The 21,608-nt window shown below is 55.5% G+C and carries 18 protein-coding genes; 6 read left to right on the top strand and 12 right to left on the bottom strand.

Annotation, left to right across the window (positions count from 1 at the left end):
* Positions 1 to 197: 197 nt before the first annotated feature.
* A complete protein-coding gene (locus STH12_RS02810) occupies positions 198 to 1,109 on the bottom strand; it encodes a LysR family transcriptional regulator (RefSeq protein ID WP_126166159.1) in 912 nt (303 codons plus the stop codon).
* Positions 1,110 to 1,225: 116 nt separating this feature from the next.
* Between STH12_RS02810 and STH12_RS02805 the strand changes: the two genes are divergently transcribed.
* The 3 genes from STH12_RS02805 to STH12_RS02795 all read left to right on the top strand — a co-directional run bounded on the left by STH12_RS02805 (position 1,226) and on the right by STH12_RS02795 (position 5,955).
* Positions 1,226 to 2,167 (top strand): AEC family transporter, encoded by a 942-nt coding sequence (locus STH12_RS02805; RefSeq protein WP_126166158.1) that lies wholly within the window; start codon positions 1,226 to 1,228, stop codon positions 2,165 to 2,167.
* 117 nt (positions 2,168 to 2,284) lie between these two features.
* Positions 2,285 to 3,949: a DNA repair protein RecN gene (gene recN / locus STH12_RS02800; RefSeq protein ID WP_126166157.1), complete on the top strand. Its 1,665-nt coding sequence runs from the start codon at positions 2,285 to 2,287 to the stop codon at positions 3,947 to 3,949.
* Between the two features lie 179 nt (positions 3,950 to 4,128).
* Positions 4,129 to 5,955, top strand: coding sequence for a thiamine pyrophosphate-binding protein (locus STH12_RS02795; RefSeq protein ID WP_126166156.1), 1,827 nt, complete (start codon positions 4,129 to 4,131; stop codon positions 5,953 to 5,955).
* A gap of 160 nt (positions 5,956 to 6,115) precedes the next feature.
* Here the strand turns inward: STH12_RS02795 and STH12_RS02790 are convergent, their stop codons facing one another.
* From STH12_RS02790 to glyA, 9 genes are all read right to left on the bottom strand, one after another.
* A complete protein-coding gene (locus STH12_RS02790) occupies positions 6,116 to 6,610 on the bottom strand; it encodes a phosphatidylglycerophosphatase A family protein (RefSeq protein WP_126166155.1) in 495 nt (164 codons plus the stop codon).
* Positions 6,610 to 7,569: a thiamine-phosphate kinase gene (thiL, locus tag STH12_RS02785; RefSeq protein ID WP_126166154.1), complete on the bottom strand. Its 960-nt coding sequence runs from the start codon at positions 7,567 to 7,569 to the stop codon at positions 6,610 to 6,612. Before thiL ends, STH12_RS02790 begins: the two co-directional genes overlap by 1 nt.
* 92 nt (positions 7,570 to 7,661) lie before the next feature.
* A complete protein-coding gene (gene nusB / locus STH12_RS02780; RefSeq protein ID WP_126166153.1) occupies positions 7,662 to 8,066 on the bottom strand; it encodes a transcription antitermination factor NusB in 405 nt (134 codons plus the stop codon).
* A gap of 14 nt (positions 8,067 to 8,080) precedes the next feature.
* A complete protein-coding gene (ribH, locus tag STH12_RS02775) occupies positions 8,081 to 8,557 on the bottom strand; it encodes a 6,7-dimethyl-8-ribityllumazine synthase (protein WP_126166152.1) in 477 nt (158 codons plus the stop codon).
* Positions 8,558 to 8,693: 136 nt separating this feature from the next.
* Positions 8,694 to 9,800 (bottom strand): bifunctional 3,4-dihydroxy-2-butanone-4-phosphate synthase/GTP cyclohydrolase II, encoded by a 1,107-nt coding sequence (ribBA, locus tag STH12_RS02770; RefSeq protein ID WP_126166151.1) that lies wholly within the window; start codon positions 9,798 to 9,800, stop codon positions 8,694 to 8,696.
* A 110-nt stretch (positions 9,801 to 9,910) separates the two neighbouring features.
* Positions 9,911 to 10,564: a riboflavin synthase gene (locus tag STH12_RS02765; RefSeq protein WP_126166150.1), complete on the bottom strand. Its 654-nt coding sequence runs from the start codon at positions 10,562 to 10,564 to the stop codon at positions 9,911 to 9,913.
* A 37-nt stretch (positions 10,565 to 10,601) separates the two neighbouring features.
* Positions 10,602 to 11,744, bottom strand: a complete 1,143-nt coding sequence (gene ribD, locus STH12_RS02760) for a bifunctional diaminohydroxyphosphoribosylaminopyrimidine deaminase/5-amino-6-(5-phosphoribosylamino)uracil reductase RibD (RefSeq protein WP_126166149.1) — start codon at positions 11,742 to 11,744, stop codon at positions 10,602 to 10,604.
* A 53-nt stretch (positions 11,745 to 11,797) separates the two neighbouring features.
* Positions 11,798 to 12,247, bottom strand: a complete 450-nt coding sequence (gene nrdR / locus STH12_RS02755) for a transcriptional regulator NrdR (protein WP_126166148.1) — start codon at positions 12,245 to 12,247, stop codon at positions 11,798 to 11,800.
* Positions 12,248 to 12,351: 104 nt separating this feature from the next.
* Positions 12,352 to 13,605, bottom strand: a complete 1,254-nt coding sequence (glyA, locus tag STH12_RS02750) for a serine hydroxymethyltransferase (protein ID WP_126166147.1) — start codon at positions 13,603 to 13,605, stop codon at positions 12,352 to 12,354.
* A 242-nt stretch (positions 13,606 to 13,847) separates the two neighbouring features.
* Here glyA and ettA point away from each other — a divergent pair, with 242 nt between their 5' ends.
* The 3 genes from ettA to STH12_RS02735 all read left to right on the top strand — a co-directional run bounded on the left by ettA (position 13,848) and on the right by STH12_RS02735 (position 17,645).
* The gene (ettA, locus tag STH12_RS02745; RefSeq protein WP_126166146.1) at positions 13,848 to 15,515 is read left to right on the top strand and encodes an energy-dependent translational throttle protein EttA; all 1,668 of its coding nucleotides are present in this window, start codon (positions 13,848 to 13,850) and stop codon (positions 15,513 to 15,515) included.
* Between the two features lie 181 nt (positions 15,516 to 15,696).
* A complete protein-coding gene (locus tag STH12_RS02740; protein ID WP_126166145.1) occupies positions 15,697 to 16,842 on the top strand; it encodes a metallophosphoesterase in 1,146 nt (381 codons plus the stop codon).
* Between the two features lie 56 nt (positions 16,843 to 16,898).
* Positions 16,899 to 17,645: a substrate-binding periplasmic protein gene (locus tag STH12_RS02735; protein ID WP_126166144.1), complete on the top strand. Its 747-nt coding sequence runs from the start codon at positions 16,899 to 16,901 to the stop codon at positions 17,643 to 17,645.
* 19 nt (positions 17,646 to 17,664) lie between these two features.
* Here STH12_RS02735 and STH12_RS02730 read toward each other — a convergent pair whose 3' ends face one another.
* Positions 17,665 to 17,979: a TapY2 family type IVa secretion system protein gene (locus STH12_RS02730; RefSeq protein ID WP_126166143.1), complete on the bottom strand. Its 315-nt coding sequence runs from the start codon at positions 17,977 to 17,979 to the stop codon at positions 17,665 to 17,667.
* Complete coding sequence (locus STH12_RS02725) at positions 17,969 to 21,541, bottom strand: pilus assembly protein (RefSeq protein WP_126166142.1); 3,573 nt, start codon at positions 21,539 to 21,541, stop codon at positions 17,969 to 17,971. The genes STH12_RS02730 and STH12_RS02725 overlap by 11 nt, the downstream gene beginning before the upstream one ends.
* Between the last annotated feature and the right edge of the window lie 67 nt (positions 21,542 to 21,608).

Genomic DNA, 21,608 nt, shown 5'->3' with positions numbered 1-21,608 from the left:
TGAGGCGATAAACTGCAGGCTCAGGCGCAGTTGCTGCCAATCGCACCAACTCACTTAACTCACGTCCTCAGCCTGCGGCGCTTTCTTGCTTTCTTGTTTGCTTCCTTGGCTGCCCGCTTTCGCAACGTCCTCATGCCCCCAATATCCCGCAAACGCCAGCTGCAGGTCGGTCTTGTGACTTTGGCTTGAAGCGCGCTCTAATCCACCGCATCAGTCATCGAAAACAGGCCATCGGCACGGGATTTCATAAAGTCGATAAAGGCTTTGACCTTGGCGGGCTGCTGCTGGCGCTGATGACACAGAATCGAGATCCGCCGCCGCTCGCCAACCCAATCACCAAGTACTGGGACCAGCGCGCCCGATTGCAGCTCCTGCTTGAAAAAGAGTTCCGGCCCATAAAGAATGCCACCATCGTCCACACAGGCGCTGATAGCGCCCTGTAAGTCGGTCAGGGTGAGACTCGCCGGGCCATCATAATAAAACGCCTCCCCCTGGGGGTGACGCAGTGACCAGTTATACAGTGGCCACACCTTAATGATGTCATGGCTTGCCAGCGCACTGGGATGCTGAGGCTTGCCCCGGGCCTCAATGTAGGCAGGTGACGCAACCAGCCGATAATCCAAGGTGCCCAGCGGCACAGCCACCCAGGATGAGTCCGGCTGAATGCCGCCAACAATGGCAATGTCGATCCCCTTATCGATAAGATCCACTACCTCGTTTTTCTGGGTAATGTGCAGTCGAATGCCCGGATAAGTGCGACGAAACTCGTTGATGGTCTTCATAAAGATCATCGAGACAATGGAAATGGGCGCGGCAATCCTCAACGTGCCTTCCAGCAAATCTTCACCGCCGCCATACAAGGTATCCACGGCGCTCACCAGTGCCCGATAACGCTCGTACAACGCCATGCCCTCTTCGGTGAGGCGGATTTTGCGGGTACTACGCATCAGCAGCTGACGACCGCGGCTTTGCTCGAGGCGGGATAACTTGCGGCTCACGGTAGCCACCGGCATGTCGAGGCGCATCGCCAGTGCCGACAGGCTGCCGGCATCCACCAACTGCACAAACAGATAAATCAGCTCAAGTTCGCTGCCGGGATGCTCTCTCATCACCCGCACTCCTTTGTTACTGCGACCAACTGCCAATGGTCAGGCCGCTTTATCATATGCTAATTTGCCCCTTACGCGTGATCCCCCTACCGAATTTGTGACCCCAAGAGGCCTGTATGTCGCAACTGCTTTTGCCGCTCCTCGCCGTGATTGCCATTATGGCAGCCGGCGCCCTGTGCAATCGCATCCTGCCAAGGCCGGTGGAAGGGGTGCTGAATCAATACGTGTACTTTGTGGCATTTCCGGCCATTTTATTCATAAGCCTGGCCGCCACGCCCTTCGATGACATCATGAACCCAGGCTTTGTGCTTGGTTATCTCGGCGCGATGGCGCTGACCTACTTCAGCGTGTATCGAATCTATTGCCGCGCCGAAGGAAAAGCGCGTCCCGCCGCTATCCGTGCGCTGGCAGCCACCTTCGGCAACACCGCCTTTATTGGCATTCCGGTATTAATGGCGCTCTACCCAGGTAATAACACCGCCATGATGGCCGCTGCAGTGGCGAGCCTGTTATCGGTGCTGATGTTTGCCGTCACCGTGGTGCAGCTAAGGCTGGTGCACGAGTCACTGCCGCCCATTCAGCGCCTGTGGCTGATGGCCAAAGTAGTGGGCAAAAATCCCATTGTACTTGGCAGCGCATTAGGGGTTTTGGCCTCGTATCTTGAGCTCATATTGCCAGCTTCAGTCGAAACCCTGGTGAGGATTGTCGGCCAAAGCTCCAGCCCCTGCGCCCTGTTTGCAATCGGCATAGCCCTGGCCCGCTCACTCAAAGAGCCACCACTGGCAGCAAAAGATTTACCCTTCTGGCCCATCAACCTGGCAAAACTGGCTATCCAGCCGCTGCTGGCGCTTGGTCTGCTGGCCATGCTGGGGGTGTCGTCAGAGCTTCTGATCATGGGCGTGCTGCTGGCCGCCATGCCAACGGCCGCCAGTGTGTATTTGCTGGCCTACCGCGACCAAACCTTGGATAAACAAACCGCCCGCGGCATAGTAACAGGTACAGTGTTAACCCTGCTCAGCCTGCCGATGTTGGCAAGCGGACTTAAATTCATCGTTTAATCAAAACGATAAAAAATATTTTCATCGGGATGTTTGCAAAGATTTACTGTACAAAAAATCAGTATATACTGTTTATCAATACAGTGGTTTGGTGACGTATCACACAGGATTGCCATCATGCTTTGTCAGCTCAGCATCAATAATTTTGCCATCGTCAGATTTCTGGAACTGGATTTCCGCCCCGGCATGACCAGCATTACCGGCGAGACCGGTGCCGGTAAGTCCATCGCCATCGATGCCCTTGGTCTGTGTTTGGGTAACAGGGCCGATGCCGCCGCCGTGCGCCCGGGCGCTTCAAAAACCGAAGTCAGTGCCCGCTTCTCACTGGACGATGTGCCTTTAGCCCGCCGCTGGCTGGAAGATAACGATCTTGAGCTGGAAGATGAATGCATCCTCAGACGCACCATTACCGCCGATGGCCGCTCCCGCGCTTACATCAACGGTAATCCGGTGCCCTTATCACAGTTAAAGGCCCTCGGTCAGTATTTAGTGGGTATTCATGGTCAGCATGCCCACCACGCGCTGCTGAAAAATGAGCACCAATTACAACTGCTCGACAGCTATGCCAACCACCGCATGTTGCAGGAATCGGTCGCCAGTGCCTATCAGCGCTGCCGTCAGGTTGAATCCGAACTCAGACAACTCGAGCAAAGCCAGCAAGAGCGCATCGCCCGTAAGCAGTTGCTGCAATATCAGGTTGAAGAGCTGGATGAGTTTGCCCTCGCCGAAGGTGAGTTCGAACAAATCGAGGCCGAGCACAAACGCCTGGCCAATGGCACAGCGCTGATTGAGGACTGCCAGCACACCTTATCGCTTCTGAGTGAATCCGATGAAGGCAATATAGAGTCACTGCTGAACCGGGCATTGTCACTGGCAGCCACCCTGGAGTCCCTCGACCCAAGCCTGGCGCCCATCGGCAATATGCTTAATGATGCCTTTATTCAGGTACAGGAAAGCAGCAGCGAGCTTGGCCGCTACCTGTCCAACCTTGAGCTGGACCCAGAGCACTTTGCCGCGCTGGAAGAACGTTTGTCCAAGGCCATGACCCTGGCGCGTAAGCACCATGTGGCAGCCGACAAGCTGGCGGCGCATCATCAGGAGCTGGCGCAGGAACTTGCCGGGTTAGATTCAGATGAAGCCCAGCTCGATGAGCTGAAACAGCAGGTGATCACCAGCCGCGAGGCTTATCTCAATCACGCCCAAAAACTGAGCCAGAGCCGCAGCCGTTACGCCAAAGAGCTCGACAAGCTGGTGACAGCTTCTATTCAGGAGCTGAATATGCCCAAGGGCAAGTTCACCATTGAAGTCAGTTTCAACGACAAGATGCTAAGCCCCAGCGGCAGTGACAGTGTCGAGTTTCTGGTAACCACCAACCCCGGCCAGCCGTTATCGCCGCTGGCCAAGGTCGCCTCCGGTGGTGAGCTCAGCCGCATTGGATTGGGTATTCAGGTGATCACCGCCAAGAAGGTGTCCACACCGACACTGATTTTCGACGAAGTGGATGTAGGGATCTCCGGCCCCACCGCCGCCGTTGTGGGTCGCATGCTGCGTTCACTGGGCGAAGCAACTCAGGTGTTTTGTGTCACGCACCTGCCGCAGGTTGCAGGTAACGGCCATCAACATATGTTCGTCAACAAAACCAGCAAGGGCGGGCAAACCGAGACCTCCATGCAACCGCTGGACAAAGAGCAGCGGGTGCAGGAATTGGCAAGGTTGCTGGGTGGCGACACCATCACCAGTAACACGCTGGCCAATGCCCGCGAGTTGCTGCAAGGGGCGTAACCGCAAAATGCCACTTATTACACCATAAAAGTCAGATGGTTAGCTAAAAAGCCCTTTCTATTGTCAAGCCCCGGTGACAGTCGTTCATCCGGGGCTTGTTGTCAGAACTGATCTACATCAACACCCGCCAGGAATGTGCCCTCTAAGCTGATGCCATTGTGTTTTCAACGGGACAAGCGATGGACGCCATCAGTCAAAATCTCGGTAACGCCTACCGTGCGCAGTTACCCACCCTGGGGCAAAGCCTGTGTGAAGTGCTGACATTTTTCGGACTCGAACGCATCTACGGTGTCGGCGGCGACTTTGTTGCCAACCTTATCAATGCGCTGGACCCAAGCATCAGCGTGCAGCCTTCGAGCAATGAAATGCACGCGGGTTTTAGCGCCTGTGCCCAGGCCGAGTTAACCGGCCTTGGCGCCTGCCTGACCACCTACACCGTCGGCAGCCTGCCTTGTGTGTCGGCAGCAGCCCTTGCCCGCACCGAAGGCCTGCCGGTGATTTTTCTGTCCGGTGCACCAGGAGAAGGCGAAATCCACGGTCAGGCACTGCATCATATGGTGCATCCCGCCTGTGGCTGGCATACCGATGTTAATGCCGCGCTCAATGCATTTAAGGCGCTTGGGATCAGAGCCGAGCGGCTTCAGGGACAGCGTCATCAGGGGCAACCCAATGTGGCCGCAGCACGCTTTTTTGAGCTGGTAAGTGATGCCGTGCAAACCCGTCAGCCGGTATATATTGAAGTGCCACGGGATCTGGTGAATATGCCTACCCAAACACTCAGGCTTCCCTCCTCCCTGCAAGCGCTCAGCGCATATACCCGTCTTGGTCTGGAAGGCTCTGAGCTTATTGCAAGCGACATCACCGAGCGGCTAATTCGAGCCCGTGCGCCTTTGCTTTACCTGGGTGAGCGGCTCAGAATGAACCCTGCACTACTGACCCGGGTGGTGGCCTTTTGCCAGCGATTGGGGCTGCCTTACGCCACCAGTTGGTTCGCTAAGGGCATGGTAGATGAATCCCATCCCCTGTGCCTTGGCGCCTACAATGGCGTATTCAGCGCCTGCCGCGGGCAGGAATACATAGACCGCCACGCAGACTATGTATTGGAGCTTGGCACCGCGATTTATGACTCAGATACCAACAATGCCTTTGCCAGTGGCACCCACGCCATAGACATGCACCCCAATAAAACTGTGCTTAAAGGCACGGCTCGCAGTGAACTGGATTTATTGGCGGTAATCGATGAGCTGGAACGAGCGAAACTTCCAGTGCGAAATCTTGGGCTGGCAGGATTGTTGCCACCAGCCGAGCTTACTGAAGAAAGCAGCCCTGGAGAAGCAAGGCTCAGTTACGCCAACCTCGCAGACACCATCAACTATTTTCAGCGCAGCGCCGGCCAGGACCTGATTTTGGTGCCTGAAGTGGGCAATGCCCTTTTTGCCGCCTTTGCCCTTGAAGCCAGAAGCTCAGATCTGGGCAGAAGCTTTCTTGCCAATCCCTGGTACGCCGCCATGGGCACCAGCCTGCCCTACGCACGGGCCATTGCCGATGAACTTGCCGTTAAAAACAGTCGTCAACCTATTCTGCTCATCACCGGTGACGGCGGCTTTAACTTTCAGTGTAATGAGCTGATAAACCTTCAAAAACAGCGCGCAAACCTCATCATTCTCTACATGCGCAATAACCTGTTTCATTTGGGTAAAGCAGGCGATGCCCCCATCTATCACTGCAACGATGAAAACTTCAGTCCAGCGAGTTTGATAGCAGCCTATGGCGGACATTATCACCAGTGCGACAGCAGCGGCCGACTGGTCGATTTGCTGCACACCTGCTGCCTTGGCGGACTGCATCTGATAGAAATCCCGACCGCCACCTGCAACGAAAGCCTAAGCCCCATCGCCGTGAAGTTGAACACCTACATAGGGTTTAAGAATGGTGCGCCAGACGCCGTTGCCGCCTGGCATTCACTCTGTGGCAAATCTGAGGTCGCAGTCGCGAGTGAGGTGTGAAATTCAAGAGGTTAGTGACGTTTTACAGGGCGGCTCAGATGCCCCAGGCAAGTATCCTGTAAGCCATTCATAGCATCGGCGGGTTACTCAGCTCACTACGACAAAGGGCGCCTAAGCGCCCTTTATTTTGTACTGAAGTTAGCTGTGCCAGCTGACAGGCTCAGGCGAAAAAGTATGCCAGCCCATGGAGGCACGCCAGGGCAAACAGCCCGGCCAGTACATCATCAGCCATGATCCCAAGCCCGCCATGTACCCTGGCATCCAGCACCCGAATAGGCCAGGGCTTAAGGATATCGAAAATGCGAAACAGCACAAAACCCACCAGCAGCCAGACAATACCGGCAGGCGCAGCAATCATGGTGATAAGCAGCCCTGCCACTTCGTCCCAGACGATAGCGCCGTGGTCGTGCACCCCCATGTCTTTGGAGGCGCGGTCACAAATATACACCCCGGCAACCACGGCAATCACAGTGGCCAGCAAATACCACACCAGCGGCAGCGGACTTAGCAGCAGGTAAAGCGGTATAGCCGCCAGAGTGCCAAAGGTGCCGGGGGCTTTTTTGGCCAAACCACTGCCAAAGCCCAACGCAAGAAAATGCCACGGATTGGTTAAAGACAGGCGCTTTAACGCCTCATCATCACTGAAAAACGCCATCAAAAATGCTCAAAACCTTTGTTTACTGGCGTGAAGGGTTCGCCATTCAAGGTCAGTTTAAGGCCGCCACTGGCGCCAATCTGCCCAATACGCACAAACTTCACACCGGCATGGGCCAGTGCAATTTCCAGCGCGCCGCGCTGCGCCTCAGGCACAGTAAAGAGAAGTTCGTAATCTTCACCACCGGTGAGCGCGTAACCCAGCGCCTGCTCCAGTGGTACCGAGTCTTTCATCGCCTGCGACAACGGCAACTTATCGACCTCGATATTAGCACCTACATTGGATGCCTTGAGAATGTGGGCGATATCCGACACCAAGCCATCGGACAGGTCGATGGCACTGGACGCCAAACCGCGCAGCGATTGCCCCGCCAGCACCCTTGGGGTTGGCCGGTAATGACGCTCCATCAGATATTCTTTGTGCTCAGGGCGGCTTTGCTGTCGGTTCCGCAACAAATCGAGCCCGAGGGCAGAGTCGCCCAGGGTACCGGTTACATAAATCCAGTCGCCGCTGCGGGCACCATAGCGGGTCAGTGCCTTACCTTCGGGCACCTGGCCATTGACGGTAATGGCAATCACCTTAACCGGACTTTGGGTGGTGTCACCGCCAATCAGTGCAATGCCATAGTATTCGGCGGCTTCGAACAGGCCTTCACTGAAGGCTGCAAGCCAGGCTTCGTCCACAGAGGGCAAGCTCAGCCCCAGGGTGAACCAGGCAGGTTCGGCGCCCATGGCTGCCAGATCGGAAAGATTAACCGCCAGCGCTTTATACCCCAGCGCCCAGGCAGGCATGTCGGCAAAGAAGTGCACCCCTTCAACCAGGGTGTCGCAGGAAACGGCAATATGCTTGTGTTCGGCGGGCTGCACCAAGGCGCAGTCATCACCAATGCCATGCTTAACGTCCCGTCTGACCGGGCCACGGCCGCAAAAGTACTGATCGATGAGTTGGAATTCTTTCACTGTATTTCCGGCGTCTGAGTCAGACTTCCGGCCCATAGAAAAAATGAACACCCGAAAATGAAAAACGGCACCCTGGGGGCACCGTCTTTCATTTAGTTGCGCGCAACCAGCTTATCCAGGATACCGTTAACGAACTTGTGTCCGTCTTCGGCTCCGAAGGATTTGGCCAGCTCGATGGCTTCGTTAATCACCACCTTGTATGGCACATCCTTACGGAAGGTCAGCTCGTAGGCTGCCAATCTGAGGATGGCTTTCTCCACCGGAGAAACTTCCTCTAAAGGACGGTCAAGCAAAGGGGTTAACAGCTCGTCGAGTTGACCAGTTTTGGTCGCAGCGCCAGCAAACAACTCCCGGAAGTAAGCAACATCGACACCGTCCAGCTCTTGTTCGGTAAGGAACTCGTGCTCGACATCGGCAACGTTATTGCCGCTCAGTTGCCAGGAATAGATGGCTTGGACCGCCAGGCGACGGGCCTTACGGCGCTCTGAAGGCTTCATGTTTTTTCCTACTGTTACAGCTCTTTATCAATGGCGCTCAGCACATTGACCATTTCCAACAGACCCAGAGCCGCTTCGCCGCCCTTGTTGCCTGCCTTGGTACCTGAGCGCTCGATGGCTTGCTCGATGGTATCAGTGGTCAATACACCGAAAGATACTGGGGTGTTGAACTCCAGGGAAACCTGGGCCAGCCCCTTGTTGCACTCGCCGGCAACAAAATCAAAGTGAGGGGTACCGCCACGGATCACGGCGCCCAGCGCAATGATGCCGTCAAACTTGCCGGAAGCGGCAACTTTTTTAGCGGCCAAAGGCAGCTCGAAGGCACCTGGAACGCGTACAACAGTGATGTTGTCTTCGCTCACCTGACCGAAACGCTTGAGGGTATCGATGGCGCCTGACAGCAGGCTCTCGACCACGAAACTGTTGAAGCGTGATACCACAATGGCCACTTTGGCAGATTTGGCTTCGATTTGACCTTCTAAAATGTGCATTCTCTCACCTGGTTAAGCTATGGCACCCGGCTTGGTGCAGTGTGCCCGGACAGAGCCGGGGCAAAAGTGGCGCATATCATACCACAGGCTTTTGCCCCAATCCCTATGCTATTTAAATGAATTCGTGTTTTTTATCTCACTCGCCGGCGACGTACTCAGTCACTTCAAGGCCAAAGCCCGACAGTGAATGGTACTTCTTGGGAGAGCTTAAAAGACGCATCTTGTGCACCCCGAGGGACGACAAAATCTGCGAGCCCACACCCACACGACGGGAAGTACCAACCCACTTGGCCGGGGCGGCTGCTTCACCTTTGTCTTCGGCTTCAAAGGCTTTCACCTTGGCCAGGATGTCACTGTCGTGCTCGCGGTTACCGAGGATAACCAGCACGCCACCTTCGCTACCGATACGGGCCATGGCTTTCTCGAGCGGCCAGGAGCGTTCCTGATCCCGCTCTGAATGCAGGATATCGTTGAAGGTGTTGGTCAGGTGCACCCGCACCAGCACATTATCATCCACCTCACCTTTAACCAGCGCATAGTGCAGCTGATTGTCGATGGTGTCGCGGAAGGTATGCATCACAAACTCACCAAAACGGGTCGGCAGTTTGCAGCTTGCTTCACGTACGACTGTGGTTTCTGTGTTGTTGCGGTACTCAATCAGGTCGGCAATGGTGCCAATCTTGATACCGTGTTTTTCGGAGAACTTTTCCAGATCCGGACGACGGGCCATGGTGCCGTCTTCATTGAGGATTTCAACAATTACGCCGGAGGGCTCAAGACCGGCCAAGCGTGCCAAGTCGCAGCCCGCTTCGGTGTGGCCTGCGCGGGTCAGCACGCCGCCTTCCTGGGCCATCAAGGGGAAGATGTGGCCAGGCTGCACCAAATCAGCGGCCTTGGCATCTTTGGCCACGGCGGCCTGGATGGTTACGGCGCGGTCATGGGCGCTGATCCCTGTGGTCACGCCCTTGGCGGCCTCGATGGATACGGTAAAGTTGGTGGTAAACTGGGCGTTGTTGTTGCTCACCATCAGCGGCAGATTCAGCTGCTGGCAACGGGCACGGGTCATGGTCTGACAAATCAGGCCACGGCCATAGGTGGCCATAAAGTTGATAGCTTCCGGGGTCACCAGTTCGGCGGCCATAATCAGGTCGCCTTCGTTTTCCCTGTCTTCATCGTCCATCAGGATCACCATTTTGCCCTGACGAATGTCTTCGATGATTTCTTCGATACTGTGTAGCGCCATTGTAAGACCTTTATTTTCTTTTAAGAGTGTTGTGAATTTTAGCGGCCTGCGGGCCAAAAAACAGGGCCAGGCGCACAAAGCGGTGCTTTGACTGACCGGCGCATCAGCCCTCAGCGCATAAAACCGCTGCGGGCAAGCAAGTCCAGGGTTACACCACCGGACGCGGTTTCTTCGCCGCGTAGCATCAAGCGCTCGAGGTAGCGGGCAATCTGATCCACTTCGAGATTCACCTTATCGCCCACCGCCAAATCAATGAGGGTGGTTTCACCGGCGGTGTGGGGCACTATGGTGAGACGAAAACGGCTGCCGTCTACCTCGTTTACGGTGAGGCTCACCCCATCTATGGTAATCGAACCCTTATGGGCTATGTAGCGAGCAAGCTCGGCGGGGGCTTCGAGCCAAAACTCGATGGCTTTACCAAGCTGGCTGCGGCTGACCACGACCGCGCGGCCATCGACGTGACCGCTGACCAGATGTCCGCCAAGGCGGGTGGTCGGGGTAACCGCCTTTTCCAGGTTCACCGCCTGGCCGGGGCGATACTCGCCAAAGCCGGTCAGCTTAACGGTTTCGGCTGACACATCAGCCACATAACCATCGGCAAGGCATTCCACTACGGTCAGACACACGCCGTTGGTGGCAATACTATCGCCAAGACGCACATCGGATAAATCCAGCTTGCCACTTGCTACCGTCAGGCGAATATCATCGCCCTTGCGATCGATTCGTCTTAAATGGCCTACGGCTTCAATGATCCCGGTAAACATAAATCCTCTTTAGGCTCGATGCAGCAGCTGCTGACACTCAGGCCACAGTGAAGGTAAAGCGCCAATCCTGGCCCAGTTTGCGCTCATCAATAAGCTTAAGACCCGGCAACTCAGCCATGGTCTGATAATCGGGCAGCTGCAGCATATCGCGGCCATGGCTGCCAAGGAGTTTGGGGGCCTGATACAGCACCAGCTCATCACAAAGCCCGGCGGCGATAAAGGCGCCGGCGAGGGTGCCGCCGGCTTCCACCAGCACCCGGTTGCAGTTTTCACCCAGGTGATTCAAGAGTGCGGCAAGGTCGATACGGCCATCACCGCCCGGCAAGGTCAAACAGGTGACAAAGTCCGGCAGTGAATGCAAAAATTGGGCATCGTAGGGCTCGGCCGATACCAGCAAAATCGGGCCAGCAATACCAAAGAGTTTGGCATCGGCGCTCATGCGCCGCTGGCTGTCGAGCACAACGCGAATGGGCTGGATAAGCTCGGCTGCCGATAAGGAAGCGCCGAGGCTACCAAGCTCGCCATGGCGAACATTGAGGCTGGGGTCATCCAGCAGCACAGTATCTATGCCGGTGATCAGAGCACAGGACATGGCGCGCAGCCTTTGCACGTCGCGGCGCGCCTCTGGCCCTGTGATCCATTTGGACTCACCGCTTGAGAGCGCGGTTTTACCATCGAGGCTTGCACCCACTTTTACGCTAACGAACGGGCGGCCACGCTCCATTCGCGACAAAAAGCCCGGGTTCAGTGCCCGCGCCTCGGCTTCCATCAAGCCGTGGGCCACCTCGATACCGGCGTCCTGAAGCAGCTTAAGCCCCCTGCCCGCCACCTGCGGGTTCGGGTCGGTCATGGCGACAACAACACGCCTTAAACCATTATCAATCAGCGCCTTGGCGCAGGGCGGCGTGCGGCCATAATGGCTGCAGGGCTCGAGGGTGACATAGGCTGTGGCGCCGCGGGCGCGGTCACCGGCTTGTCTCAGTGCATGCACTTCGGCGTGGGGGCCACCAGCGCGGATATGCCAGCCTTCACCGACAATCTCACCGGCGTCATTCACTATCACGCAACCGACATTGGGATTGGGGCGAGTGGTGTACTGGCCACGTTTGGCCAACATGATGGCGCGGGCCATCATGGCATGGTCATGTGCGGAAAACTGGCTTGTGACGGATGTGCTCATGGATGGTCGCCGCGCTGCTGCTTTTTCTGAAACCCTGATGATTGCTGATGTGTTTATTTCTGCAGTCTGGCGATGGCTTCACCAAACTCAGATACGTCTTCAAAGGCGCGGTAAACAGAGGCAAAGCGGATATAGGCCACTTTATCCAGTTCAATCAGGCTGTCCATCATCAGGTTGCCAATCATCTCTGAGGGGATTTCCCGCTCGCCGGTGGCGCGCAGGGTCGACTTAATCTTGTTCATCGCCTGATCAATCTGATCGATGGACACAGGGCGTTTTTCCACAGCTTTGAGCATGCCGCTGCGCAGCTTTTCATCATCGAATGGCTGACGGGTGCCATCACGTTTGATGACCCTTGGCATCACCAATTCGGCGCCTTCAAAGGTGGTAAAACGCTCGTGGCATTCGGTGCACTCCCGCCGACGCCTTACCTGATGCCCTTCTCCCACCAGACGGGAGTCGATCACCTTGGTGTCGGTTGCGTTGCAAAATGGACAGTGCATGGGGCCTCCTGGCGCGCTGATTGAAGGGCAAATTGAACAGCAATACAAATAAAAATGGCCGCTATCGCAGCGGCCATTGAGTTTATCCTATTCAGGTTAAAAGGTTAACCGTAAACAGGGAAACGAGCGCACAGTTCCAGCACCTGACCTTTAACGCGTTCGATAACGGCGTCATCGTTGGCGTTGTCCAGCACGTCACAGATCCAGTGAGTCAGCTCACGGGCTTCGGCTTCTTTGAAACCGCGGCGGGTGATGGCTGGGGTACCGATACGGATACCTGAAGTCACGAATGGAGAACGTGGGTCGTTTGGCACTGAGTTTTTGTTCACAGTGATGTTGGCACGGCCCAGAGCAGCATCGGCTTCTTTACCGGTCAGCTCGCGACCAATCAGGTCAACCAGCATCAGGTGGTTGTCGGTGCCGCCGGATACGATTTTGTAACCGCGCTCGAGGAACACTTCCACCATGGCCTTGGCGTTAACCACAACCTGCTGCTGGTACACTTTGAATTCTGGCTCCAGCGCTTCTTTGAAGGCTACCGCTTTACCGGCGATAACGTGCATCAGCGGGCCGCCCTGACCACCTGGGAATACCGCTGAGTTCAGCTTCTTGTACAGGTCTTCGTCGTTGGCAGCAGACAGGATGATACCGCCACGAGGACCGGCCAGGGTCTTGTGGGTGGTAGAGGTCACTACGTGAGCGTGTGGAACCGGGTTTGGATACACGCCAGCGGCAATCAGACCGGCCACGTGGGCCATGTCTACAAACAGGTAAGCGCCAATCTTGTCGGCGATTTCGCGCATGCGGGCCCAGTCAACGATGCCAGAGTAGGCAGAGAAGCCGCCAATCATCATCTTTGGCTTGTGCTCAACGGCCAGACGTTCCATTTCGTCGTAGTCAATCTTGCCGGACTCATCAATACCGTAAGGGATGATGTTGTACAGCTTGCCAGAGAAGTTAACCGGTGAGCCGTGGGTCAGGTGACCACCGTGGGCCAGGTTCATGCCCAGTACAGTGTCGCCTGGCTGCAGCAGGGTCATGTACACGGCGCTGTTGGCCTGAGAGCCGGAGTGTGGCTGTACGTTGGCGAAAGTGGCACCGAACAATTCTTTGGCGCGCTCGATGGCCAGGCTTTCCACGATGTCGACATACTCGCAACCACCATAGTAACGCTTGCCAGGATAACCTTCGGCGTACTTGTTGGTCAGCTGTGAGCCCTGAGCCTGCATCACGCGGGGAGAGGTGTAGTTCTCAGAGGCGATAAGCTCGATATGCTCTTCCTGACGACGGGTTTCGTCTTCAATCGCCTTGAACAGCTCGGGATCATAGTCGGCAATATTCATGGTCTTCTTCAGCATTGGTCACTCCAGCTGGCAAATCTTATAGGTAGGGTTGCGCGGTATTCTACTCTGCAATCGATCACAATCCCAGCCGCAATATGATGAAAATCCGTCTCGGTACGGATGACTGTGTTTCATCATCAAAACAACCCGCAGCGGGATGGGATTTCACATCGCCATCTGGAGAATAACGCCCCAACTTGGTAAACTTCGGCCAATTTTCAGCGCTTAATTCTATTTGTAAATCGCAGAGAGACGACATGGCTCAGTTTGTTTACAGCATGCTGCGGGTTGGCAAGATAGTGCCGCCCAAGAAGCAAATCCTTAAAGACATCTCCCTAAGCTTCTTCCCCGGCGCCAAGATTGGTGTTCTGGGTCTGAACGGCTCGGGTAAATCCACCCTGCTGCGCATCATGGCCGGTATCGACACCGAAATCGAAGGTGAAGCCCGCCCCATGCCCGGTCTCAAGATTGGTTACCTGCCCCAGGAGCCACAGCTTGACCCGAACCAGACAGTGCGTGAAGCCATCGAAGAAGCCGTTGGCGAAGCCAAGCGCGCCCTGACCCGTCTCGATGAAGTGTACGCTGCCTATGCCGAGCCGGACGCCGACTTCGACGCCCTGGCCAAGGAGCAGGGCGAGCTGGAAGCCATCATTCAGGCTCAGGATGCCCATAACCTGGATAACATCCTCGAGCGCGCCGCCAACGCCCTGCGTCTGCCGGAGTGGGATGCCAAGATTGAAGTGCTGTCGGGTGGTGAGCGCCGCCGTGTAGCCATCTGCCGCCTGCTGCTCGAAAAACCCGAAATGCTGCTGCTTGACGAACCCACCAACCACCTGGACGCCGAGTCTGTGGCCTGGCTTGAGCACTTCCTGCAGGAATACTCAGGCACAGTCGTGGCCATTACCCACGACCGTTACTTCCTCGACAATGCCGCCGGCTGGATTCTGGAACTCGACCGCGGCGAAGGTATCCCCTGGCAGGGCAACTACTCCAGCTGGCTGGAGCAGAAAGACGCCCGTCTGAAGCAGGAAGCCGCCACCGAGAGCGCCCGTCAAAAGACCATCTCCAAGGAACTTGAGTGGGTGCGTCAGGGTGCCAAGGGCCGTCAGTCCAAGGGCAAGGCCCGTATGAACCGCTTTGAAGAGCTGAACAGCTCCGATTACCAGCGCCGCAACGAGACCAACGAGCTGTTTATTCCGCCCGGACCACGTCTCGGCGACAAGGTAATTGAGGTGCGTAACCTCACCAAGAGCTACGGCGATCGCATCCTTATCGACAACCTGTCTTTCAGCGTACCCAAGGGCGCCATTGTGGGCATTATCGGTGCCAACGGTGCCGGTAAATCGACCCTGTTCCGCATGCTGAGCAGCGCCGAGCAGCCAGACAGCGGCGAAATTGACATCGGTGAAACCGTGAAAATCGCCTCGGTTGAGCAGTTCCGTGATTCCATGAACAACAAGGCCACCATCTGGGAAGAAATTTCCGGCGGTCAGGACATCATGCGCATCAACAACATGGAAATCCCAAGCCGTGCCTATGTGGGCCGCTTTAACTTCCGTGGTGCGGATCAGCAAAAAATCATCGGTACCCTCTCCGGTGGTGAGCGTAACCGTGTGCACCTGGCCAAACTGCTGCAGGCAGGCGGCAACGTGCTGCTGCTCGACGAACCTACCAACGATCTGGACGTGGAAACCTTGCGTGCCCTCGAGGAAGCCCTGCTGGAATTCCCCGGCTGCGCCATGGTGATTTCGCACGACCGTTGGTTCCTCGACCGTATCTGTACCCACATCCTCGACTACCGCGATGAGGGTCAGGTGAACTTCTACGAAGGTAACTACACCGAGTACTCTACCTGGCTGAAGAACACCTATGGCACCGATGTGGTTGAGCCGCATCGCCTCAAGTACAAGCGCATGACCAAATAAGCCTGGCTTAAATCGCATGGCTTGAACCATCAAGGAGGCCTTTGGGCCTCCTTTTTATTTAGCGCAATAAAATCAATGCGATAGCCTTTTATCTATGGCATCGTTTTTACATCGTTTCTTTCTCTATCCCCTGCCCTTGGTATTTCCGATAGGTATAATCAGTCCAAAATCCAGTTCCCGAATGTATAAGAGGTCTGCTGTGCGTGCGTCGGTATTCAAGCTTTTGCTGCTTCCTTTAGCGCTTGGCGCTCCCCTGCTCTCCTTACCTGCCTCCGCTCAGGTGAAGGTTGAGCCCCAGAACAAGACGGCACCGACCCTTGTCGATAACGGCCCATTCAACGACGGCCCCTATGTTATCGATAATGCCAGCGGCAGTGCCGATGCACTGTGGATTTGTCAGCGCGAGCTGAAAAAGACCGCAGGCACAGGCCAACTGACTCGCCCCAGCCACTGTGGTGATTTACCGCAGCCGCTTATTCATGCGCCCTATGCCATCGACCCGGACAAGTACGGCAAGGTCAACACCCTGGTCGCCCTGAGTGATGTGCACGGCCAGTTCGACGTGCTGATTAGCCTGCTTCGGGCCCATAAGGTGATTGACGAGCACAATCGCTGGGCACTGGGTGAAGGCCATCTGGTGATGACCGGCGATATGTTTGACCGTGGTCATCAGATAAATGAAGTACTGTGGTTTATGTACGGTCTGGATAAGCAGGCCCGCGATGCCGGTGGCATGATGCACCTGCTGATGGGCAACCATGAGCAAATGGTACTGCAGGGTGACTTGCGCTATGTGAACGCACGCTATCAGCTCAGCAGCGAGCTGATTGGCCGCAGCTACGATGCGCTTTACGGCCAGGACACCGAAATCGGCAAATGGCTTCGCAGCAAAAACACCGTCGCCATAGTCAACGACATGTTGTTTATGCACGGCGGCATCAGCCCCGAGTGGCTGGAGCGCGGCCTGACCATCAGCCAGGCCAACGACCTGTACCGTAAGCACATCGACGATGAGCGCGCCGATCTGAAAGCAAATCCACTGCTTAACTTTTTGTTTTTCAAAGGCGGCCCCACCTGGTATCGCGGCTACTTCAAAGATGAGCTGAGTTCGGCGCAAATAGACGCCCTGCTGAAACACTTTGGCGTTAAGCACATAGTGGTGGGTCACACCTCACAGGAACGGGTACTTGGGCTGTATGACAACCGCATCATTGCCATAGATTCATCCATCAAACTGGGTAAGTCCGGTGAACTTTTGTGGGTGGAAGACGGCAAGCTGCTGCGGGGTAAGTTTGACGGCAGCCGCAGCGAGCTTGTCAGCGACTGATAGCTTTTTAAAACCACGTCTATAATTCAGAGAAACTGACCAAGCCAATCTGAGTTATGCCATTGAGAATAGTGCTATTGTTTGCGCTGCTTTTCCTGCCCCTGAGCGGGCAGGGAGAGTATGGCAGAACCCTGACTCTGGTCGCCACCGACCTGCCCCCCTTCTATTCCGACACCCTGGTCGACAAAGGCCCGGTAGCCCATCTGGTTATGCAGGCGCTGGCACGGCGCGGCTACAGGGTTGAGCTGAAGTTCTATCCCTTTATCCGCGCCACCGCACTCATTAAAGCAGGTAAAGCCGATGCCATTATTGGTCTGTGGTATCGACGCGAGCGGGAGGCATGGGCGGAATACTCAGCCCCCTTGCAGTCGGTTGAAATTGGCTTTCTTGCCAGAAAAGATGCCCAAATCGCCTTTGCGGAGCTTGGCGAACTTAAAGGCCGACTGATTGGGATCAGCCGCGGCTATGCCAACCCGCCCGCCATTGCCGCCAACGGCCTTCGTACCGAAGAGGCCGACTCGGATGAAACCAATCTGCGCAAATTACTGCTGGGGCGGGTGGACATGATAGTGATCAGCCGCCATGTGGCGACCTACCTGATTGAGCACGGCTCCGCGGAATACCGGGGCCAGTTTGAGTTTGTGGGCGATGTGCTCGCCACCGAAGTGTTTCATTTGGGGGTGGCCAAAAATCGCGATGCGCCAGAGCTGCTTGTTAAGGACTTTAATCAGGCCATTGAAGAAATGCAAAAGGATGGCTCGATGGCCGCCATCCTTTCCAAATTAACCACTGAGCTCAATTAAACCCAGGGCTGAGCAGAGGTCAGCGCGGCCGTTCTTCATCCAGCTTACGTGCCTTGGGCGAGGCGAAACTGTCATGCTCCGGCACACACTCAAACACCTTTTTGGCATACACCCGCACACCCACGGCGGCCATGGCACTGTTTACCAAGGGGCTGCCGGCAAGCGCCAGCATCTCTTTTTGAGTGTCGGCCTCCGGCCAGGTAAAGCTGTAGACCCCCAGCCCGGCGTTGGTGTCGAGAAAGCACTTGAAGGTTGCTACCTCATCGCGGGTTTCGGCCCCCGCGCCCAGGCTGATGGCGCCAAGCAGCGCCAATGACAAAATATTAGTTCGCATAGTAGTAAATCTTCTCAGTCACCATGCCGCCACCAATGCACTTCTCATCGCCGGGTGGACAGCCGTCACAATGCTCGTTGTTGTTCTCACAGCGGGTTTTCACCATATATTCCGGCGCCTTTCCAATACCAATCAGGTACATGGCATCGCCTTCGGGCACCACCAGCTGCGGGGTGTCGGGAACACTCTCACCCATCTCAATGTAGGTTTGGGTATAGGAGCGGATCCCCTTATGTAAATCAAAGCCATAGAGGTAGCCCTTACCCGATACCAAACATTGATTGGTGTCGGCAGCCGCCGCTTCGCCCGGTACATAAGAGGTGAAAAATACCCGTCCTTTCACGATAGAGGCCGCCGCCAGGGTCTTCTCACCATTTCGGGTAAAGTTGTAGTACCAGCCACGCTTACGGCCAAAGGCGATGTGTTGAGCCTTGGTCTCGGGCGGTGCCGAGGTCACATCATACAAATCCGTGATCCGCAGCGGCTGCGGCGGTGTTCTGTCAGAGGATGAACTGTCAAACGAGCGCACGCCTATGTTTCTGTCCTGCAGGGTAAAGAACATGTCTTCACGTTTGGTATCCTGAGGAGCCGGACGCAGACCACTGCCCACCACAACCGCATCATAAGGAACCAGTTGGGTGCTGGTAACCGTTGAAGTGCTGCCGTTTTCGGTGGTGCTGTACTCTACCGTGCTGTTAAATGCCGTCTGCGCCACAACCGGGCCGGCAAAGAAGCGTCGGTCAGTCACCTCCGTGGCGCCGCCAAGCGCCGCAAACTTGAACGCTGTCCAGCGCTTGTTGCTGTCTTTGGGATCGGCGCCAGGCAAATCCATACGCCAGACGTTACCGCCTGTGTCGGTGGCATAGATGCGGTCGGTCAGACCATCGTTGTTCGCATCGAGGATGGCGACTTCGTTGGGAATGCTGTCGCGAATGCCCGGCATCACCGTCATATTGCCACTGCTGTTGGGGCCAAAGGCGTGCACCAATGCGCCAGTTGCCGCATCAACAATAAATACTCCGGTGCCGAGGCTGTCCGCAGTCCCTACTTCGGTCACATCTTTATTGGATGGGGAATAGCCCGCGCCAAAGATAAGCACAGGCGAGGTTTCACGGCCGGGAATAAAGGTCACCACGGGCTTGGACCAGCTCTGGCCCATCAAATCCATGCCGGTGCTGGCGCCGTCAATACGCCACATCAGGCTGGGGGAATCCGGATCTGTGATGTCCATGCCATAGTAGGCGTTGCCGCCGCGGCGCAAGCCAAAGAACAGCCAGGCACGTTCAACGCCGCTGCTGTTGGTTTTCACCCAAGCCACCGGCGAGCCATCAATACCATAGATGGAGTGCACGCCCGAGGCCTGGTTTTCCCGCAGAGTAGCGAGTTTAGGCAACATTTCCCACGGCATAAAAGCCCAGGACTCGGATACCTTGGAGTCTTCATCCTTGAACATGTGCAGCACACCATGGTTGGTGCCCACTATGACCCGGATATCGGCCTTTGAGTTGGTGCCAAAGTTAATTGCCAGAGGCTTGGAGTGGAGCGGATCGCCCATGATGTCGGCACGCATTTCGCTGACCTTGTTGTCATCATCATCATCGTCAACATCCACGCCCTTGGCCCAATTAAGCAGGTTTTCCACTTCGCCTTCGACCACCCCAAGGTGGGCAGCGAGCTCACTGTTGCCACCGGCCTTACTGCGGGCATTGGTGACATTCAGTGGCTTCATGCCATTGAGATTGGAAATCAGGTTCCGTTTGCTGGAGTCCATGCGCTGCAGCATACCGGCGGCGCCGCCAATACGTACGTCATTACCATCGCCCTGGCTGCAGTCGGTGGCGTTGCTCCAATGGGAACAGGCGCCTTTTTTGATATTGCCGTCGCTGTCTATCACGCTGTTATTGTTGGCATCGACAATATCGCCGCTGCTGGTCACCTTGAACTTTTTCAGGTTACCTGACCAGCGCGGGCCACGATTGGGCAAGAACATAGAATAGTAAACCGAATCAAAGGTCTGGATACGGTTAAAGTTGTTACTTGCGACCGAAGGCGCGGTAAAACTGGCGTTCTTTTCAAGAATGTTTTTAAACACCTGCATCAGGGATTTTTGCAGGTCGTCCACATCGGTAGCGTCATAGTATTTTCCGCCGCCTTTTTCAGCCGTCTTACGCAGCAGCTCTGCGGCCGCTGCCGCTCCCTGACTAAAGCCCACAGTGTAGGTGGAGACGCTTTGCACTCCATCCATGCTGGGATTCACATCGTGGGTATTCATCCAGGAGGAGAGCGAACTCAGGTAACTCACAGGCCATGAAGTATATTTATCAACGCCACCAGTCAGGTCGTCGATATCCGTATCTGCTGCAGCATCGCGGGTCGGTTCACCGTCGGTAACATAAACAATGTAGGCCCGATTTTGGCATTTCTTAAAAGGCGAGATGTAGGCACCATTTGGTTTAATGATACTGGTATCCCTTCCCGGCGACTGCGTGGGATCGTCATCACCAAATTCCACCGATAACCCACCAAAGTATCGGTAAGCTTCATAAAGGGTTTCACATAGGGGCGTCCAGGTTGTTCCGCTGGTGGGTATGGTTCGGATGAGGTCCTTTTTGGTGGTGACAGTCGACGGGGTCGGTTTAATCCCAGCAACAATACGGCCACCTTCGCGCCCAGAGTTAGTATTGTTTCGATTAAAGATTGCCAAGCCGAAATCCACCCCGGGGGTAGTCAGCAATACATTGGTTACCGCCTCTTTGGCGATATCGATACGGGTACGGGTGACCTTGGTCTTGGAGCCGTGGTACCAGTCGAGATATTCCTTGGTATAAACGGTAACAACCTGCCCGGTACCAAAACCGGTTTTCAGGGCCTTTGCATAGGCTTGGTTTTTTTTCGTTTGGGTACTGCCGCTGTCCACCCAGGAATATAACTGAGCCCCCTTGCGGTTACCTTCTCCATCTACCGGCAAACCCTGAGCGTGTACGCCACGGTTATTGTAAGCCTTCTCCTGAATGTCTTCGTAGCAATCCACGGTACGAATGGTCGTGCCGTCTCCCCGAGGAAACTCAACCCAGCTACCGGTTTGACCGCTGTAGGCGTAGGTGCGCCAAAAGCCGGTAAAAATGCCGTATTCTTTAAGAAAATCATAGGATTTGGCACAGGCGTTTTTATTGTTTGTGAAATAGCGTTTTTCGTTGGCATCACTGGGATTGGGCGGAGTTTCCGAGGCATCCAGTGTGTAATAAAGTCGCTCAGAACTGCCAACGCTGTTGTCGGAGTCAGTAAATGATGGATTGGCGTTTTTCACCTCGGTATCCATACTGCCGGAGTTATCGAAGATCACCAAAACCTGAGGACGCTGATCGTTTCGGCCTGAGGATTCATAAACATACAAGGAGGTATCATCAGCCCTCAGCAACCCGGATGACAGGCCGGCACAGAGCGCCAGAGTAAATCCCCCCAGTTGCTTTGACAGCTTTTGTAGAGAACCAAAACCAGCAATCCGAGGCCTGGCTGCTGGCAATAAGCGTGAATCAAACCGCTTCGAAAACTCGTTACTCATGACAATTTCCGATGTTTAAACCAAAAGAAAAAACAAACCACACACATCCAACGTGGTCCGACATCAG

Origin of the sequence: Shewanella khirikhana (genome assembly GCF_003957745.1) — a bacterium.
Lineage (GTDB): Bacteria > Pseudomonadota > Gammaproteobacteria > Enterobacterales > Shewanellaceae > Shewanella > Shewanella khirikhana.
Note: the sequence above shows the minus strand (reverse complement) of the source record. Positions and strands in the feature narration are given on the sequence as shown.

What these genes read in the sequence shown, in the direction of transcription:
- STH12_RS02790 (WP_126166155.1), bottom strand. Translation starts at nt 6,610, where the DNA reads ATGGCGTTTTTCAGTGATGATGAGGCGTTAAAGCGCCTGTCTTTAACC.
- ribD (WP_126166149.1), bottom strand. Translation starts at nt 11,744, where the DNA reads ATGAGCACATCCGTCACAAGCCAGTTTTCCGCACATGACCATGCCATG.
- STH12_RS02805 (WP_126166158.1), top strand. Translation starts at nt 1,226, where the DNA reads ATGTCGCAACTGCTTTTGCCGCTCCTCGCCGTGATTGCCATTATGGCA.
- nusB (WP_126166153.1), bottom strand. Translation starts at nt 8,066, where the DNA reads ATGAAGCCTTCAGAGCGCCGTAAGGCCCGTCGCCTGGCGGTCCAAGCC.
- STH12_RS02740 (WP_126166145.1), top strand. Translation starts at nt 15,697, where the DNA reads ATGTATAAGAGGTCTGCTGTGCGTGCGTCGGTATTCAAGCTTTTGCTG.
- glyA (WP_126166147.1), bottom strand. Translation starts at nt 13,605, where the DNA reads ATGCTGAAGAAGACCATGAATATTGCCGACTATGATCCCGAGCTGTTC.
- ribH (WP_126166152.1), bottom strand. Translation starts at nt 8,557, where the DNA reads ATGCACATTTTAGAAGGTCAAATCGAAGCCAAATCTGCCAAAGTGGCC.
- nrdR (WP_126166148.1), bottom strand. Translation starts at nt 12,247, where the DNA reads ATGCACTGTCCATTTTGCAACGCAACCGACACCAAGGTGATCGACTCC.
- ettA (WP_126166146.1), top strand. Translation starts at nt 13,848, where the DNA reads ATGGCTCAGTTTGTTTACAGCATGCTGCGGGTTGGCAAGATAGTGCCG.
- STH12_RS02735 (WP_126166144.1), top strand. Translation starts at nt 16,899, where the DNA reads ATGCCATTGAGAATAGTGCTATTGTTTGCGCTGCTTTTCCTGCCCCTG.
- STH12_RS02765 (WP_126166150.1), bottom strand. Translation starts at nt 10,564, where the DNA reads ATGTTTACCGGGATCATTGAAGCCGTAGGCCATTTAAGACGAATCGAT.
- STH12_RS02810 (WP_126166159.1), bottom strand. Translation starts at nt 1,109, where the DNA reads ATGAGAGAGCATCCCGGCAGCGAACTTGAGCTGATTTATCTGTTTGTG.
- STH12_RS02730 (WP_126166143.1), bottom strand. Translation starts at nt 17,979, where the DNA reads ATGCGAACTAATATTTTGTCATTGGCGCTGCTTGGCGCCATCAGCCTG.
- STH12_RS02795 (WP_126166156.1), top strand. Translation starts at nt 4,129, where the DNA reads ATGGACGCCATCAGTCAAAATCTCGGTAACGCCTACCGTGCGCAGTTA.
- STH12_RS02725 (WP_126166142.1), bottom strand. Translation starts at nt 21,541, where the DNA reads ATGAGTAACGAGTTTTCGAAGCGGTTTGATTCACGCTTATTGCCAGCA.
- recN (WP_126166157.1), top strand. Translation starts at nt 2,285, where the DNA reads ATGCTTTGTCAGCTCAGCATCAATAATTTTGCCATCGTCAGATTTCTG.
- ribBA (WP_126166151.1), bottom strand. Translation starts at nt 9,800, where the DNA reads ATGGCGCTACACAGTATCGAAGAAATCATCGAAGACATTCGTCAGGGC.